Consider the following 14,398-nt stretch of genomic DNA (forward strand, 5'->3'; position numbering starts at 1 on the left):
CATGGCATCGGGACACGGGACCGGACCGGCGTCGCTGCGATACCGCCGGTCCGGGCGCGGTTGCCCCTCAGCCGGCGCTGACCCGCAGCTCCTTCACCCCGTTGATCCAGGCGGACCGCAGCCGCCGGGGATCGTCGACGAGCGACAGCCCCGGCATGGCGTCGGCTATCGCGTTGAAGATGAGGTTGATCTCCAGAACGGCAAGGGACTTCCCGAGACAGAAGTGCGGCCCGCCCCCACCGAACCCTAGATGCGGGTTCGGATCCCGGGTGACGTCGAACTCGTCGGGACGCTCGAACACCTCGGGATCGTGATTGGCGGAGGCGTAGAAAATGCCCACCCGATCCCCCTTCTTGATCAGCTTGCCGCCGAGTTCGGTGTCCTGGGTGGCGGTGCGCTGGAAGGAGACGACGGGCGTCGCCCACCGCACTATCTCCTCGGCGGCGGTGTCGGGCCGTTGCGCCTTGTACAGCTCCCACTGCTCGGGATGCGTGAGGAAGGCGTGCATCCCGTGGGTGATCGCGTTCCGGGTCGTCTCATTCCCAGCCACAGCAAGCATGAGCACGAAGAACCCGAACTCGTCGGAGTTCAGATTCCCCTCGTCCTCGGCCGCCACCAGCGTGCTGACGATGTCCTGGGCGGGACACTGCTTCCGCTCCGCGGCCATGTTCATCGCGTAGGCGAGCACCTCGGCAGCGGACTGCGCCCCGACCTCCTGAGTGATGGCGTACTCGGGATCGTCGTACGCGATCATCTTGTTGGACCACTCGAAGACCTTGCCCCGGTCGTCCTGGGGGACGCCGATCAGCTCGGCGATGGCCTGCAGCGGCAGCTCGCAGGCCACGGAGGTGACGAAGTCGAAGGGCCCGTCGTGCGCACGGGCGCCGTCGACGATGCCCTGCGCCCGCTGCCGCAGCCGCTCCTCGAGCCCCCGGATGGCCCGGGGCGTGAACCCACGCTGCACGATCTGCCGCACGCGCGTGTGCTCAGGCGGGTCCATGTTCAACAGAATGAACCGCTGAGCGTCGATCGACTCCCGGGGGATGTGCTCGTTGAACCGGATGATCGCGGTGTTGAGGTAGGAGGAGAAGATCTCGGGGTGGGTCGAGACGTACTTGACATCGGCATGCCGGGTGACGGCCCAGTACCCCTCGTCCTGGAAGCCGGCGACGTTGCCCGACTGCGGGATCCAGCGGACCGGCTCTGCGGTCCGCAGCTCGGCGAACTCGGGGAGGGGCACACGGTGTTGCAACAGGTCGGGGTCGGTGAAGTCAAACCCGTCGGGAAGCGCTGGACAGGGCATCGGCGGCTCCAGCCATCGAACTTTCCATCTGACGGTTCATCAGAAATAGATTGTCGTGAAGGTAGTTCAGACCCCTGAAGGCTGCAAGACCCTTGCGGTGACGCACATCACGTCCGCAGACTGCTCGGAAGAACTAGAACACGTACTAGTTCCTCGGAGGAGGATCCGCACCCATGGCCGCCGAACCCGTGATCGTGGAAGCAGTACGCACCCCTATCGGCAAGCGCGGCGGCGCGCTCGCCAACCTGCACCCCGCCTACCTCCTGGGCGAGACCTACCGTGAGCTCCTGGGCCGCACCGGCATCCCCGCCGACGCGGTGGAGCAGATCGTCGGCGGCACCGTGACCCACGCCGGCGAACAGTCGATGAACCCCGCCCGCACCGCCTGGCTGACGATGGGCCTGCCGTACGAAACGGCGGCGACCACGGTCGACTGCCAGTGCGGCTCCTCGCAACAGGCATCGCACATGACGGCGAACATGATCGCGGCCGGCGTCATCGACGTAGGCATCTCGTGCGGGGTCGAGGCGATGTCCCGAGTCCCCCTCGGCTCGGGCTCGAAGCACGGCCCCGGAAAGCCGTTCCCGGAGGAGTGGAACGTAGACCTCCCCAACCAGTTCGAGGCGGCGGAGCGCATAGCCCGCAACCGCGGCCTGACGAGGGAGAACGTGGACGAGTTGGGCCTCCTCTCCCAATCCCGCGCGGCGGTGGCCTGGTCGGAGGAACGCTTCAAGCGCGAAACCTTCGCCGTCCAGGTCCCCACCACGGAGGAGGAACAGACAGCAGGCCAGGGCATGTGGCGCCTGGTCGACAAGGACGAGGGCCTACGCGACACCTCGGCCGAGGCGTTGGCTGGGTTGAAACCGGTGATGCCGACTGCGATCCACACGGCGGGCAACTCGTCCCAGATCAGCGACGGCGCGGCGGCGATCATGTGGTCGTCGAAACGGATGGCAAGGGCACTGAAGCTGCGCCCCCGCGCACGGATCGTGGCCCAGGCGCTGGTGGGCGCGGACCCGCACTACCACCTGGACGGGCCCATCGACGCGACACGAGCGGTCCTCGGCAAGGCAGGCATGACGCTGAAGGACATCGACCTGGTCGAGATCAACGAGGCGTTCGCGTCAGTGGTGTTGAGCTGGGCGAAGGTCTTCGGGGCCGACCTGTCGAAGGTCAACGTGAACGGCGGGGCGATCGCCCTGGGCCACCCGGTCGGCGCGACGGGCGCCCGCCTCATCACCACGGCCCTTCACGAACTGGAGCGCACGGACAAGGAGTTCGCCCTGATCACGATGTGCGCGGGCGGCGCGTTGGCCACCGGCACGATCATCCAGCGGCTGTAGCCGCTGCCGTCCAGTTGAGAAAGTCCGAGAACGCGGCGGGCCGAAGCGTGACGATCGGCCCCGCCGGGTTCTTGGAGTCGCGTACGGCGACGGTCTTGGGGTTTTCGGCGATCTCGACGCAGTTGCCGCCCTGGTCGCTGCTGTAGCTGGACTTACGCCAGATGCTGCTCTCCATAGCGTTCCTCCATCACTCGCCGGATCAGTGCCGCCGAATCCTTGAGGGAAAGGGCGGCGGCTTGCAGATGATCGTAACGGAGCGAGCAGCCCTTGACGGTGTCCGGGTTGGCGCTGGGATGCGCGCTGCCATAGCCCTCCGTATAGACGATGGCCGGGTCGCTGGAGAAGCGATAGATGTCGAACGAGCCTGTCAGTCCCGCGTGTGCTCCAGCCGCGAACGGCAGCACCTGGATGTTGATCCGGGGGTTGTTCTGGAAGGACAACAGGTGGGCCAGTTGCTCGTGCATGGTCTTGGGGCCACCGATTTCCTGATGCAGAGCGGCCTCAGCGAGGACGACCCAGAAGAGCGGTGGTTCGCCCTTCCCAAAGATCCCCTGACGGGCCAGCCGGATGTCGGTGCGGTCGTCCAGATCCGCGTCATCGATCGCCCCCAGCACAGCACGGGCATACGCCGGGGTCTGCAGAAGCCCAGGAACCATCCCGATCTCGAACGAGTAGATCTCGGTGGCCCGCGCTTGGAGCTCAGCCACCTGCCTGAACCAGGCCGGAAGTTGACTCCGCAGGACGAGCACGACGAGCCGGGAGAAGAGACCACCCGCCCCGAGAGCGGCATCCACGCGCTCACTGAACTCAAGCGTGGGAACTTTCCTCGCGGTCTCGATCTGCCCAACCAGCGAGCCGGTGTAGTTGAGCACATCTCCCATCTGCTTCTGCGTGAGACCCGCGGCCTCCCTCAACCGCCGCAGCTCAAAGCCGTAGTAGTCGAGCGGCGAAGCACCGGGATCGAGGACGTTGATGTGCACCACGAGAGGCCCCCCACAACGGAACGCGTTGTATCCAACCGATAGCCCAGAGTAGTCGAAGTGGGTCACTCTCATACCGTGAACGGATACTTCCCCTCGATCTACGCCTCGCCGGTCCCCACCCAGTACCGCATGACCCTGACGGCCGGCGCCCACTCGGCCCGCCACATCCGCCGCATCATCCGCAGCTTCCTGGAGGACTGGAACCTCCAACCCCTGACGGACCCGGTCGAGTTGGCGACAACGGAACTGATCGCCAACGTGATCCGCCACGTCCCGGACCACCACTGCACGTTCCTCCTCCTGAAACGCCGGGAGGGAGTCCGCGTGGAGGTAACCGACAACCACCCGGAACTCCCCACTCCCCCAACGACCTTGGACCTGGAGTCGGAGTCCGGCCGGGGTCTGTTCCTCCTGGACGCGATGGTCGACAGGTGGGGAGTGTCACCGGCATCCGGGGGTGGAAAGACGGTGTGGTTCGAGTGCGACCAACCACGATGCGTTGTGAGCGGCCAGGGGCGGTAGACCGCAGTCTGGGATGATCGTGCGGTGAGTGATGCAAGGCTGCTGGCCACGGAGGCCGTTGAGTCACACGTCCGGGCGTTCTTCATGGGGCACACCGTGGAGGTCGACGACTACGACCTCGGACCGGAACGGCGACAGGTGATGCCCAATCTGCGGGTTCTCGTTGTGGAACCCGGCTCCCGCAGCGACAGCTGGACCTATGTGACTGCCGGGTGCTGGGCCTCGATGGAGAAGCACGGTCACGGACTTGAGTTCGTCATGACTGCCCACGTCCGCGACCAGCGGTTCATCGAACTCATGGCGATGATTGCCTACTACCACTGCGGAGGGCATCAACTCGACCTGGCGCACAGCATGCCGATTGGTGAACCGTGGGTGCCGGGTTCGACCTGCGACCATCTTCTGATCAGCCTGCCCTATCTCCACGGCCCCGGCCTTGAACATTGTCCGCTGCCTGGAGGACACGCCCGCATCCTATGGACCCTGCCGGTGACCGCGTCTGAGATCGAGTTCCGCAGGCGTCACGGGCACGAGGCGTTGGAGCAGCTCTTCGATGAGGCAGAGATCATCCCCACCGATCCCTTCAGGGCATCGGTCGTCTGAGCTCCAGGCCTCCAGCGGCAACCGCTTGTGATGAGTGAAGGACCCGCCCGGCCGGTGCCCGGCAACCGGAACCACTGCAAGGCGTGGGAACTGTCCGGTACGAAGCACGGTCGGCAAGACCACGGTGTGCTCGCGCGCGTGGAGTACGCCATCGCCCGGATGGAGAGCTGGAAGATCTTCCGCGTGTCCGCGCCAGCCATCGCCGGAGGGCACCGAAACCCGGTGTAGGACCATTCGGCATCCGAGCTGGTACCTCCACGCGCAGGATCTCGTCCGTGGGGCGCGTGGGAATTTTGACCACGATCGTGTCCTCGTCCACGCGGGCTCCGAAGAGCGGGAGCTCGGGATGCGACAGGCCAGGCCGCACCATGTCCTTTGCCCCGACACGACCGGCGGGCCATTGTTCCTGACGGGGAGGGCGTCGAAACAGGGGGAGTTCGCGTCGCCGCTAGGGTCGTTCAGTAGCGAGAAGCATGAGCGCCTCGTCACACAGCTCCATTCGGGAGTCCTACACGCACGGCGGCAGGTACAGGCTCGCGACACACGGCTGAACCCTTCACGCGGCCAACGCGCCCCCGAAGACGGGGAGATTGCGCATCACGGCCCAGCCGACGACCACGGCAAGCACCGCACGGGCACACCACACGGGAAGAACCCGTGGGCCTGACCTCCCGGTGATAGCGCGCAGCCACACCACGACGGCGAACGGCAGGAAAGCGACCAGGAATGCGTTGTAGTCCACCGCCGCCACCAGATGGCCGTGGGTCAGCTCGTACAGCGCACGCAGGGTTCCACAGCCCGGACAGTCGAATCCCGTGAGGCCCCGGAACGGGCAGGTGGGGAACCGGCCCGGGCGCGTGGGGTCGAGTAGTGCGGCGGCGAGGGTGACCGCCGCCAAGAGGCCGCCGCCGAGCCATGCTTCAAGGGCGGAGCGTCGGCGCAGTGAGTTCATGGCGCGGGCATGTATTCGGTGGAGGTGTCCGACACGCTCACCGCGATGATGATGATGATCAGCCAGAACACAACAGCGAGCCCAATGCTCACGAAGATGAGGATCCGGGCTCTCCGTGACGCCTCGACAGCTCCCTGGTATTCGCCCGCGGTGTTCTTGGCCGAGACCTGTGAGGCGAAGACGATGGCCGCGATCCCGGTCGGCAGGAAGCACAGAATGGTGACGAGGATGGCAGGGGTCATGTATGACTCGGGCGCCGGCCTCTGTGGCGGGTATTGGTGCCCCCAGGTCGGCTGGGAGTGCGGGGGCTGTTTCCGTTGCGGTTGCTGAGGAGGAGTGGAGAAGGAATGGCGTTCCGATCCCAGAGGGTCTGGCCCCCAGCCTTCTTCGGGCGATGGCTGTTGATGCTTGTCTGCCATGGCTGACTGCCCTCCTCCGGATCCGGGTCTCAGCTGGGGACCCACATGGTGTGCCGGGAGTCCCAGGTCCAGTTCTCATTGCGGGCGTCCAGGCCGACGGCCTGTTCGTACGCCCGCTCCGGAAGGTCCGTGGTGAACGTGACCCGACCGCCTGTCGACATCTCGAAAACCACGCTTTCCGGTGCTTGTGTCCCATCCGCAGTCGGCTTCAACAGCCGGTCCGTGAATGCCTTCAGCCCTCTGTGGGCCTCTTCGGCGAGCTTCTGGAAGATGGTTCGCAGGAATGGCTCCATGACGGCTGTCGTCACGAGCACCAACACGACGTCGGCCGCTCCCCTCCGGGTCGGAAGCAGCATGCAGGTGGTGTCGATTCCGGTTGCACGCAGAAGGTCCTGCCCCTCCTCGGCCGGATTGGCAGGCAGAGACAAGGGCCAGAGGATCTCGACCTTGAGGTCTGTCATGGTGCGGCTCCCTATTCGACCATCCAGTCGGGCAGTTCCCAGCGTTCGACTGTGCCCGTGCGGGTGGCGGTGACGAGTCCCTTGTCGTCTTCGAGGAATGCAAGCCCCACAGGCCTGCTGGCAAGCTTCGACACAGGTGAAGCCTTTCCGGTGTACACGTTCCGGATGGCCACCTTGCCTCGTTGATGGGCCATCGCGACCCCTGGACATTCGGCGGCGAACGCCAAATGGTAGGCGGGGCGCCCGGGTTGCGTGCGCCAGAGGAGGTGGCCATCCCAGGTCCACAGGCGCACCCGGCCGTCCAGGCAGCCGACGGCGAGAAGATCTTCCGTGACAGCGAGAGAGAGGACGGGCTGAGGGTGGCGCCATTCCATGACGGGCAGCCCCCGAACGTTCAGTTGTCGTACCACGCCGTCTCCGCAGGCCACGACTAGGTGTCGGTCTCCTGGCGCGAAGCTGACGGGTCCGAGGGGGGAGTTCTGGCCCGCGGACCATACTGCGGTCTCTTTCGGTGAGCAGACGTACAGGTCCCGCACCCGGGCGCCGAGCGCGTCGTAGACGTGGATGCGGTTCCCCGCGGTCAGCGCGAGCCAGTGGCCGTCAGCGCTGAAAGCGACGGCGTCGCCCTGCCCTCCAGCGGTCATGACGCGCACGGGCATCTCGGTCTTCAGGTCCCAGATGACCACCGTGCCGTCCTTGTGCCGGCTCGCCACGTGCCGTCGCCAGGGGCTCCAGGCAAGGCGCACCGGTTTCTCGCGCTGCACGGGCAGGCACTGGGCCACCAGTTCACCCTTCGCTGTTTCGAGGACCCGGATCGCGCCGTCCTCGCAGGCCGCGGCCAACAGGTCTCCCGGCCCGAGCGCCACATGCCCACAGGGCCCGACCTCAGCGAGTACATCGATCCTCTTGGGCGGCGACCGCGTGGGTTCCGTGGTCGGCGGCGAATCCTGCGGCGTATTCCTCACCGGCGATGTTTTCGGCGATGCGAAGATCTGGGGCGTGTCGGACGCGAGGAAAAGCACGGGGGTAGCCCACTCCAGACTACCCAGGCGCACTTTCACATCGTCGCGGGCGAGCGTCACCGCCTGGTCCACCGGAATTCCTTCGGCGATCCGCTCGTAGAAGGAGGAGGCGAAGGTGAAAGCGGCACGGTCGGTGATCTCGTACTGCATCGCAACCACGGCCGGCACTCCTGCCGCCATCAGAGCGGCGGCGGTACTCGTGAAGGCGCTCTCCGGCCCGCTCACCGCGGACTCGCAGGCGTTCAGCACGACGAGACGCAGATGGGGGCCGGCTGCGATCAGCCGCCGGAGATCGCTGGCATGGAGGCGCATCGCCGAACCGTCGTCGCCGGAGAGTTGGATGTATCCCTCGGCACCCGCCTTGTCGAATCCGCCGTGGCAGACGCAGTGGAGAACATGCCACGTGCCCGTTTTCAGCGCGCTTCTGAGGTCCTGCCACCGGTCTCCCGCCAGCCAGTGAACGTCCACTTTTTCCGAGCTGTCCCGCCGCAGGACCTGCGCGATCCGGTCTCTCTCCTGTTGCGCTTCCAGTGCCGGAAGATCGTCCGGAAGCGCCGAGATACCGAGCACTCGGAGCGGGAGGGTAAGCGGCATCGGGGTTGTGCGATTCATGAGCCGCAAGTCTCGTACGATCGGTACATGCAGGGCAAGGTAGTCATCGTAAGCCGGGTCGATCATGTACTCCCACGGAATACGAATCACCTGCGGTCCGTCCGTTCGCAACAATACACGAACCGATTTCCCCTGCTCTTTGGCGCGGATTCTGCACAGATCGAACTGAGTGAATATCTTGTCCCTCAGAATTGTCCTGGTCAATAGATTTCCGAATTCGCGCGCCGTCTTCTCCGGTACTGACGCACCACGCACAATGTTCATGCTGTACGACTTCACCAGGGATTTTTCCACCCCATCCAGCTCGGATTGCATTTCACTCTCCGAACAGGGTGGCGACACCCGCATGCTCGCTTCACCGAACTCAGATGAACACTGAACGATCCACTCGGTGTCGGTTTCAATGATTTCGAGCCGAAACGGCAGATCTTCCATTCCCGCCACCTCCGACCCCCACAATTACAGTGCACACCCGATACTTCGGGGCGTCCACTCGGCAGTCGGGCGGTGCGGGATCAGCTCGGCGTGGGTTCCTTCTCCGCCGGGATCAGTTCGGATCGCTTCATCGGCGCCGCCTCCCCCGCCCGTGGGCCCATCAGGGCGTAGGAGAGGCCGAAGCCCGCCAGGACCACCACCGCGCCGCCCGCCGCGTCGAGGACCCAGTGGTTGCCCGTTGCGACGATCGCCGTGACCGTGAAGAAGGGGTGCAGGAGGCCCAGGGCCTTCATCCACCACTTGGGGGCGACGATCGCGATGACCAGGCCGCACCAGAGGGACCAGCCGAAGTGGAGGGAGGGCATCGCCGCGTACTGGTTCGTCAGCGCGGTGAGCGTGCCGTAGTCCGGCTTGGAGAAGTCCTGGACGCCGTGGACCGTGTCGATGACGCCGAGGCCCGGCATCAGGCGCGGCGGGGCCAGCGGGTAGAGCCAGAAGCCGACCAGGGCCAGGAGGGTGGCAAAGCCCAGGGACGCGCGGGCCCAGCGGTAGTCGACGGGGCGGCGCCAGTAGAGGACGGCCAGCACGGAGAGCGGGACCACGAAGTGGAAGGACTCGTAGTAGAAGTCGAAGAAGTCGCGGAGCCAGCCGACCCCGACCACCCAGTGGTTGACCGCGTGCTCGATGTCGATGTGGAGGAAGCGCTCGATGTCGAGGATCTCCCGGCCGTGCGCCTCCGCGTCGGCACGGCCCTCGGAGTTCGTGCCACCGGTCGCAGCCAGGCGGACCTGCTGGTAGGCGGCGTACGTGACGCGGATGAGGAGGAGTTCCAGGAGGAGGTTCGGGCGGGTCAGGACGCGCTTGAGGAACGGGAGCAGGGGGACCTGCTTCCAGCGGGCCGGGACCGGAGGCGCGTAGTCCGTGGGGATGGGCGATCTGTAGTACGGGGAGGTGCGCGGGAGGAAGGGGATGAGGGTGGCCGCGGCGACGGCTGCCAGCAGGACGACGTTGTCACGCAGGGGGTAGAGGGCCGGCATGTTCGGCAGCATCATCTTCGCCGGGAGGGTCATGGTGATGACGACCGCGACCGGCCAGACGTAGCGGTCCGAGGCCCGCTTGCCGACCCGGCCGACCACCGCCGGCAGCAGCCAGAGGAGCTGGTGCTGCCAGGTGGTCGGGGAGACGGCGATCGCCGCGCAGCCCGTCAGGGCCACCGCGAGCAGGAGCTGGCCGTCGCGTGCGTAGCGGACCGCCCGGCGGACGCCGAGGACGGCGATGGCCGCGCCCAGCGCCAGGAACAGGCCGATCTCCAGCGGGCCGGAGAGGCCTAGGCGGAGCAGGGCGCCGTGCAGGGACTGGTTGCCGAGGGCATCGGCCTTGCCGCCCAGGCCCACGCCCGCCATGTGGTGCACCCAGTAGGTGTACGAGTCGTGCGGCAGCGCCGCCCACGCGAGCACCGTGGCTCCGGCGAAGGTCGCCCCCGTGGCCGCTGCCGCCCGGCGACGGCCGGTGAACCAGAGCAGCGCCGCGAAGAGCAGGACCGTGGGCTGGAGGGCCGCCGCCAGGCCGATCAGGGCGCCGGCCGCCCGCCAGTCCCGTACCGCGAAGCAGCCGAGGAACACGAGCAGGACCGGGATGATGCTGGTCTGGCCCAGCCAGAGGGTGTTGCGGACCGGCAGGGAGAGCATCAGCAGGCTGATCGCGACCGGGGCCGCCAGCAGGGCCGTACGTCTGGTGACCGGCTGCGGCAGGGCCCGCGCGATGACCAGGCCGAGGGCCGCGACCAGCAGCAGCGTGCCGAAGGTCCAGCCCCAGCCGAGGGCCTGTTCCGCCGCTCTGGTGAGGGGTTTGAGAACCAGCCCGCCGAACGGCGTGCCGGTGAACTGCGTGGAGTCGTAGAGCGAACCCTTGACGTGCAGCACGCCGTTCGGTCCGACCCAGGTCTCCAGGTCCGTCAGCCGTTCTCCGCGCGGGGTGCCCAGGACGACGGCCACCTGGCGTACGGCGAGGACCGCCGCGACCAGCCAGAGGCCGAGGCGGGCCGCGCGCAGGCGCGCCTTCGCCGTGCCGACCGCCGTCGCCCCGAAGACCCCTGTCGGTCGCCCGCTGTGCTCCGCATTCGCCACGCCTCGTAGGCCTCCCGCCCCGTTCGTGCCACGCGTCCGTTGCGTGGATTTTCCCTTGACGAACCCTATGGGCTCGCACCGCCCCCGAAGAGAGACGCAGGCCACCCCCGCTTCACCTGACGTCGGCCCTCCTTTTGTCCGGAAGACGATAGTGCGCCGGGGGCGAGGTTGCCTCCGCAGGGCGCGATGTCGGTCACAGCGCGGCCGGAACCCGCACTTCACACGAACGGAATCAGCGATTCGGCCGTACCGTCGTACGCCGCTGTTGACGGCAGCAAACCCCCCTAGGGGCTGGTAGGGCGCCATGGGTGACGGCGGCAGAGGGCGGCGTAGCGCGGCATAGGGCGGCAGGCCGCGTACGGCCGGTGGGCGAGGGACGACGAAAGGGCTGCGGCACATGATCGGCTTGGTCGGGGCGACCGCTCTCGCTTCAGTGCGGGGGCGCGAGAGACGGCGGCGGGACGCGGCGCGCACTCCCGCGCGGGGCGGACGGGTGTGGGCTCGGGTCGTGGGCGTGCTGCTCGCGCTGCTCGGGGTCCAGCTCGGCTCGCTCGTCGCACCGGCGTACGCCTGCGCCTGCGGTGCGCTGCTCCCGGGCGACGAGCGGCAGCTCACGGTCGGCCGGGAGGTGTCCGTGGTGCGCTGGGACGGCGAGCAGGAGCAGATCGTGACGAGCCTGACGGTCCGCGGGGACGCCGAACGGGCCGCCTGGATCATGCCGGTGCCGCGCCGGGCCACGGTGGACCTCGGCGACACCGAGCTCTTCGAACAGCTGGCCGCCGCCACCGCGCCCGTGCAGCGGTCCCGCAGCCACTTCTGGCCGCAGGACGGCGACTGGCCGCTGACCACCGGCGACGGCGGGGGCGGTCCGCCGCCCCCGCCGGGCGGCAACGCGGACGTGGGCGTGGTGGGGCGCGAGCGGCTCGGGCCGTTCGACGTGGCCCGGCTGACAGCCACGGATCCGGCCGCCCTGGACGACTGGCTCAGTGCGAACGACTTCACCTTCCCGCCGCGTCTCGAGACCGCCCTCAAGCCGTACGTCGAGCGGCGCTGGGAGTACGTCGCGGTCAAGCTCGTCCCGGAGACCGCCGGCGCGGCCCTCGACGGCGTCCTCGAACCGCTGCGCCTCACCTTCGCCGCCGACGCGCCCGTCTACCCGATGCGACTGTCCCAACTGTCGGCCACCCCGCAGTCGCTCGGCCTGTACGTCCTCGCCGCGCACCGCATGGAACCGGCGTCCCGGATCGGCGGCGACCGGCCCCGGGTCACGTTCGCGGGGCGGATCGGTACGGCGACACGCGGGCCGCTGGGCGAGCTGGCGGCGGACACACCGTTCCTCACGGCCGTGTCCCAGGAGTTCCCGCAGCCCTCGGCGATCTCCGGGGACCACACCCTGCGCCGGGCGGCCACGGACGCCCCGTTCCAGCAGGTGATCTACGAGGACCATCTGCTGCGGGTGCTCGGTGTCCCGGTGTGGATGCTGACGGTGATCGGCGGGCTCGCTGCGCTGACCACGGCGGTGGTCACGGTCGGCCTGCACGGCAGCAGGCTCCGGCGGGTCAGCAGGGGGGCTGAGACCGGGCCGAGCCCCAGGCATGCGTACGGCCATCTCGGCCATCTCGGCCACCTCGGCGAGGCCGACAGTTTCGGCGGCCTGGCCGGCAGTCCCGGCGAACCCGGTGAACCCGGTGAACCCGGCGGCACCGGCGGCACCAGCGGCACCAGCGGCACCAGCGGCACCAGCGATCCTTATGGTCCCGGCCAACCGGGCAGCCCGGGCCGGCCCGACAGTTCCGGGCGGCCCGGCCAACCGGGCCGGTTCGCTCGGCCCGGTCAACCTGGCCGGCCCAGCCCCTCCGGGCACCCGGGGGATCCCGGAACTCCCGGGAGTCCCGGCCACTCCGGTCGCCCCGGCCAACAGCCCACTGCGATGCCTCCCGTGCCCCCGGGGCGGGCCAGGCCGGGCAGCCCTCCAGTCGCCTCGCCGTGGCGCCGTACGCCGATCGTGCCGCCGATGCCCGCCACCCGGCCTGCCGTACGGCCCGCCGTACGGCCCACCACCGGCGCCGTGCCGCCACCCATGCCGGCCACCCCGCCCCCGACGGCCGCCGCACCACCGCCCTCCCCCGCCGTGCCACCGCGCTCCCCCGCTGTACCGCCGCCTTCGCCCGCCGGGACGCCCAGGTCTCCCGCCGTGCCGCCCATGCCCGCCGCTGCCCCGCCGCCCCCCATGCCCACCAAACCGCCGACCTCCGCCAAGCCCTTCACCCAGCCGGTGATCTCTAGGCCGAACGGGTGAATCGCCGTCGGGCGCGGTCCGCGAGGGGAGCGGGTGGGAACCCGCACACGGGCGAACCCGTTTCACGGGTAGTCACCGGTTCTGCCCACAGGTAGTCACCGGTTTCCATCTAGGACTTGAGACCAGGACTGAGAGGCAGAGCCCATGAGCGAGTCGCGGGTCTGGGACGCCGTAGACACCTACTTCACGTCCCATCTCGCCCCGGACGACGAGGTGACGGAGGCCGCGCTGCGCGACAGCGAGGCCGCCGGGCTGCCGCACATCGCCGTCACGGCGAACGAGGGCAAGCTGCTCCAGCTGCTGGCCGAGATCCAGGGGGCGCGGACGATTCTGGAGATCGGCACGCTCGGCGGCTACAGCACGATCTGGCTGGCCCGCGCGCTCCCGGCGGACGGCCGGCTGGTCTCGCTGGAGTACGAGCCGAGACACGCCGAGGTCGCCGTCCGCAACATCGCCCGCGCGGGCCTCGACAAGATCGTGGAGGTGCGGGTCGGCGCCGCCCTGGACTCGCTGCCGTCGCTGGCCGACGAGAACCCTCCCCCGTTCGACCTGGTGTTCATCGACGCCGACAAGGCCAACAACCCGCACTACCTGGAGTGGGCCCTGAGACTCACCAGCGCGGGCAGCCTGATCGTCGTCGACAACGTCGTACGGGAGGGGCGGGTCGTCGACGACAGCGACGACGCGAGCGATGACGTACGGGGCACCCGCGCCGCGATCGAGCTGATCGGCTCGCACCCCCGGCTGAGCGGCACGGCCATCCAGACGGTGGGCACGAAGGGCTACGACGGTTTCGCGCTCGCACGCGTCCTGGCGTAGCTCCTCCCGCCCGCCGCCCCCTCCCCCGGCTCTACTCCCCGCCCCGCGGCTCTACTCCTCGTGGTAGAAGCCCACGTTGACGCTGCGCGGCCCGGTGCGGTCGACGACGACGATCTCGCCGGAGCCGCCGCGCGGCAGCGGCACGGTGCCGCCGTAGGCGATCTGCTGCGCGTACTCCCCGACGATCAGCCGCACTTCGGACGAGGGCTCGTCCTGCGAGCCGCGCAGCCAGCAGACCTGCCAGGTGCCCTCGGGGCCGCACAGGAACTCCAGGTGCACCCGGGAGACGAACAGCCAGTCCTCGGGCGTCACGAGACGGCACACCGCCTTGTCCCGGCCCACCCGCAGCACGGCGCCCGGGTCACTGGGCGCGTCGGCCATGAGCATGCCGGCCGTGGCACCCTCTTCCGTCCCGGAGACGGAGGCCATGGTGAGTTCGAGCACGTGCGCTCTCCTTCGTGAATGATGGCTGGACCAGCGGCTGAACAGCGTTTGCACA

15 protein-coding genes are annotated in these 14,398 nt (G+C 68.4%); 6 read left to right on the plus strand and 9 right to left on the minus strand.

The window, feature by feature from the left end; genetic code table 11:
• Positions 1 to 67 precede the first annotated feature (67 nt).
• Complete coding sequence (locus ACFPIH_RS22385) at positions 68 to 1,303, minus strand: cytochrome P450 (protein WP_381164313.1); 1,236 nt, start codon at positions 1,301 to 1,303, stop codon at positions 68 to 70.
• 173 nt (positions 1,304 to 1,476) lie between these two features.
• Here ACFPIH_RS22385 and ACFPIH_RS22390 point away from each other — a divergent pair, with 173 nt between their 5' ends.
• Positions 1,477 to 2,646 (plus strand): steroid 3-ketoacyl-CoA thiolase, encoded by a 1,170-nt coding sequence (locus tag ACFPIH_RS22390; RefSeq protein WP_381164310.1) that lies wholly within the window; start codon positions 1,477 to 1,479, stop codon positions 2,644 to 2,646.
• Here ACFPIH_RS22390 and ACFPIH_RS22395 read toward each other — a convergent pair.
• On the minus strand, positions 2,630 to 2,821 hold the full coding sequence (locus tag ACFPIH_RS22395; RefSeq protein ID WP_381164307.1) for a DUF397 domain-containing protein: 192 nt from the start codon (positions 2,819 to 2,821) through the stop codon (positions 2,630 to 2,632). The two genes, ACFPIH_RS22390 and ACFPIH_RS22395, sit on opposite strands and share 17 nt — an antisense overlap.
• A complete protein-coding gene (locus ACFPIH_RS22400; RefSeq protein ID WP_381164304.1) occupies positions 2,799 to 3,629 on the minus strand; it encodes a helix-turn-helix domain-containing protein in 831 nt (276 codons plus the stop codon). Before ACFPIH_RS22400 ends, ACFPIH_RS22395 begins: the two co-directional genes overlap by 23 nt.
• A gap of 75 nt (positions 3,630 to 3,704) precedes the next feature.
• Between ACFPIH_RS22400 and ACFPIH_RS22405 the strand changes: the two genes are divergently transcribed.
• Genes ACFPIH_RS22405 through ACFPIH_RS22415 form a run of 3 tightly spaced genes read left to right on the plus strand, consistent with a single transcriptional unit; the run spans position 3,705 to position 4,982 of the window.
• A complete protein-coding gene (locus tag ACFPIH_RS22405) occupies positions 3,705 to 4,151 on the plus strand; it encodes an ATP-binding protein (RefSeq protein ID WP_381164301.1) in 447 nt (148 codons plus the stop codon).
• Positions 4,152 to 4,175: 24 nt separating this feature from the next.
• Positions 4,176 to 4,754 carry a suppressor of fused domain protein gene (locus ACFPIH_RS22410; protein WP_381164298.1) on the plus strand — a complete coding sequence of 193 codons (579 nt, stop codon included), beginning with the start codon at positions 4,176 to 4,178 and terminating at the stop codon, positions 4,752 to 4,754.
• 30 nt (positions 4,755 to 4,784) lie between these two features.
• Positions 4,785 to 4,982, plus strand: a complete 198-nt coding sequence (locus tag ACFPIH_RS22415; protein WP_381164295.1) for a hypothetical protein — start codon at positions 4,785 to 4,787, stop codon at positions 4,980 to 4,982.
• Between the two features lie 328 nt (positions 4,983 to 5,310).
• Here ACFPIH_RS22415 and ACFPIH_RS22420 read toward each other — a convergent pair whose 3' ends face one another.
• From ACFPIH_RS22420 to ACFPIH_RS22440, 5 genes are all read right to left on the minus strand, one after another.
• Complete coding sequence (locus ACFPIH_RS22420; RefSeq protein ID WP_381164292.1) at positions 5,311 to 5,706, minus strand: DUF2752 domain-containing protein; 396 nt, start codon at positions 5,704 to 5,706, stop codon at positions 5,311 to 5,313.
• Positions 5,703 to 5,948, minus strand: coding sequence for a CD225/dispanin family protein (locus tag ACFPIH_RS22425; protein ID WP_381164289.1), 246 nt, complete (start codon positions 5,946 to 5,948; stop codon positions 5,703 to 5,705). The genes ACFPIH_RS22420 and ACFPIH_RS22425 overlap by 4 nt, the downstream gene beginning before the upstream one ends.
• A 206-nt stretch (positions 5,949 to 6,154) precedes the next feature.
• Positions 6,155 to 6,586 (minus strand): hypothetical protein, encoded by a 432-nt coding sequence (locus ACFPIH_RS22430; RefSeq protein ID WP_381164286.1) that lies wholly within the window; start codon positions 6,584 to 6,586, stop codon positions 6,155 to 6,157.
• A gap of 11 nt (positions 6,587 to 6,597) precedes the next feature.
• A complete protein-coding gene (locus ACFPIH_RS22435; RefSeq protein ID WP_381164283.1) occupies positions 6,598 to 8,655 on the minus strand; it encodes a CHAT domain-containing protein in 2,058 nt (685 codons plus the stop codon).
• Between the two features lie 80 nt (positions 8,656 to 8,735).
• Entirely contained in the window at positions 8,736 to 10,781 is a 2,046-nt protein-coding gene (locus ACFPIH_RS22440) for a bifunctional glycosyltransferase 87/phosphatase PAP2 family protein (protein WP_381164280.1), read from the minus strand.
• Positions 10,782 to 11,178: 397 nt separating this feature from the next.
• On the opposite strand from ACFPIH_RS22440, the gene ACFPIH_RS22445 reads away from it, so the two are divergent.
• Complete coding sequence (locus ACFPIH_RS22445; RefSeq protein WP_381164277.1) at positions 11,179 to 13,080, plus strand: DUF2330 domain-containing protein; 1,902 nt, start codon at positions 11,179 to 11,181, stop codon at positions 13,078 to 13,080.
• A 144-nt stretch (positions 13,081 to 13,224) separates the two neighbouring features.
• Positions 13,225 to 13,899: an O-methyltransferase gene (locus ACFPIH_RS22450; RefSeq protein WP_381164274.1), complete on the plus strand. Its 675-nt coding sequence runs from the start codon at positions 13,225 to 13,227 to the stop codon at positions 13,897 to 13,899.
• 51 nt (positions 13,900 to 13,950) lie between these two features.
• On the opposite strand, the gene ACFPIH_RS22455 is transcribed toward ACFPIH_RS22450, so the two are convergent.
• On the minus strand, positions 13,951 to 14,343 hold the full coding sequence (locus ACFPIH_RS22455; RefSeq protein ID WP_381164271.1) for a hypothetical protein: 393 nt from the start codon (positions 14,341 to 14,343) through the stop codon (positions 13,951 to 13,953).
• Positions 14,344 to 14,398: the final 55 nt, after the last annotated feature.

The sequence above is a fragment of the Streptomyces vulcanius genome, from assembly GCF_042653945.1.
Classification (GTDB): Bacteria; Actinomycetota; Actinomycetes; order Streptomycetales; family Streptomycetaceae; genus Streptomyces; species Streptomyces mangrovi.

Coding starts and splice junctions, on each gene's coding strand:
- ACFPIH_RS22420 (WP_381164292.1), bottom strand. CDS start 5,706: ATGAACTCACTGCGCCGACGCTCCGCCCTTGAAGCATGGCTCGGCGGC.
- ACFPIH_RS22435 (WP_381164283.1), bottom strand. CDS start 8,655: ATGGAAGATCTGCCGTTTCGGCTCGAAATCATTGAAACCGACACCGAG.
- ACFPIH_RS22445 (WP_381164277.1), top strand. CDS start 11,179: ATGATCGGCTTGGTCGGGGCGACCGCTCTCGCTTCAGTGCGGGGGCGC.
- ACFPIH_RS22385 (WP_381164313.1), bottom strand. CDS start 1,303: ATGCCCTGTCCAGCGCTTCCCGACGGGTTTGACTTCACCGACCCCGAC.
- ACFPIH_RS22415 (WP_381164295.1), top strand. CDS start 4,785: ATGAGTGAAGGACCCGCCCGGCCGGTGCCCGGCAACCGGAACCACTGC.
- ACFPIH_RS22390 (WP_381164310.1), top strand. CDS start 1,477: ATGGCCGCCGAACCCGTGATCGTGGAAGCAGTACGCACCCCTATCGGC.
- ACFPIH_RS22430 (WP_381164286.1), bottom strand. CDS start 6,586: ATGACAGACCTCAAGGTCGAGATCCTCTGGCCCTTGTCTCTGCCTGCC.
- ACFPIH_RS22450 (WP_381164274.1), top strand. CDS start 13,225: ATGAGCGAGTCGCGGGTCTGGGACGCCGTAGACACCTACTTCACGTCC.
- ACFPIH_RS22395 (WP_381164307.1), bottom strand. CDS start 2,821: ATGGAGAGCAGCATCTGGCGTAAGTCCAGCTACAGCAGCGACCAGGGC.
- ACFPIH_RS22425 (WP_381164289.1), bottom strand. CDS start 5,948: ATGACCCCTGCCATCCTCGTCACCATTCTGTGCTTCCTGCCGACCGGG.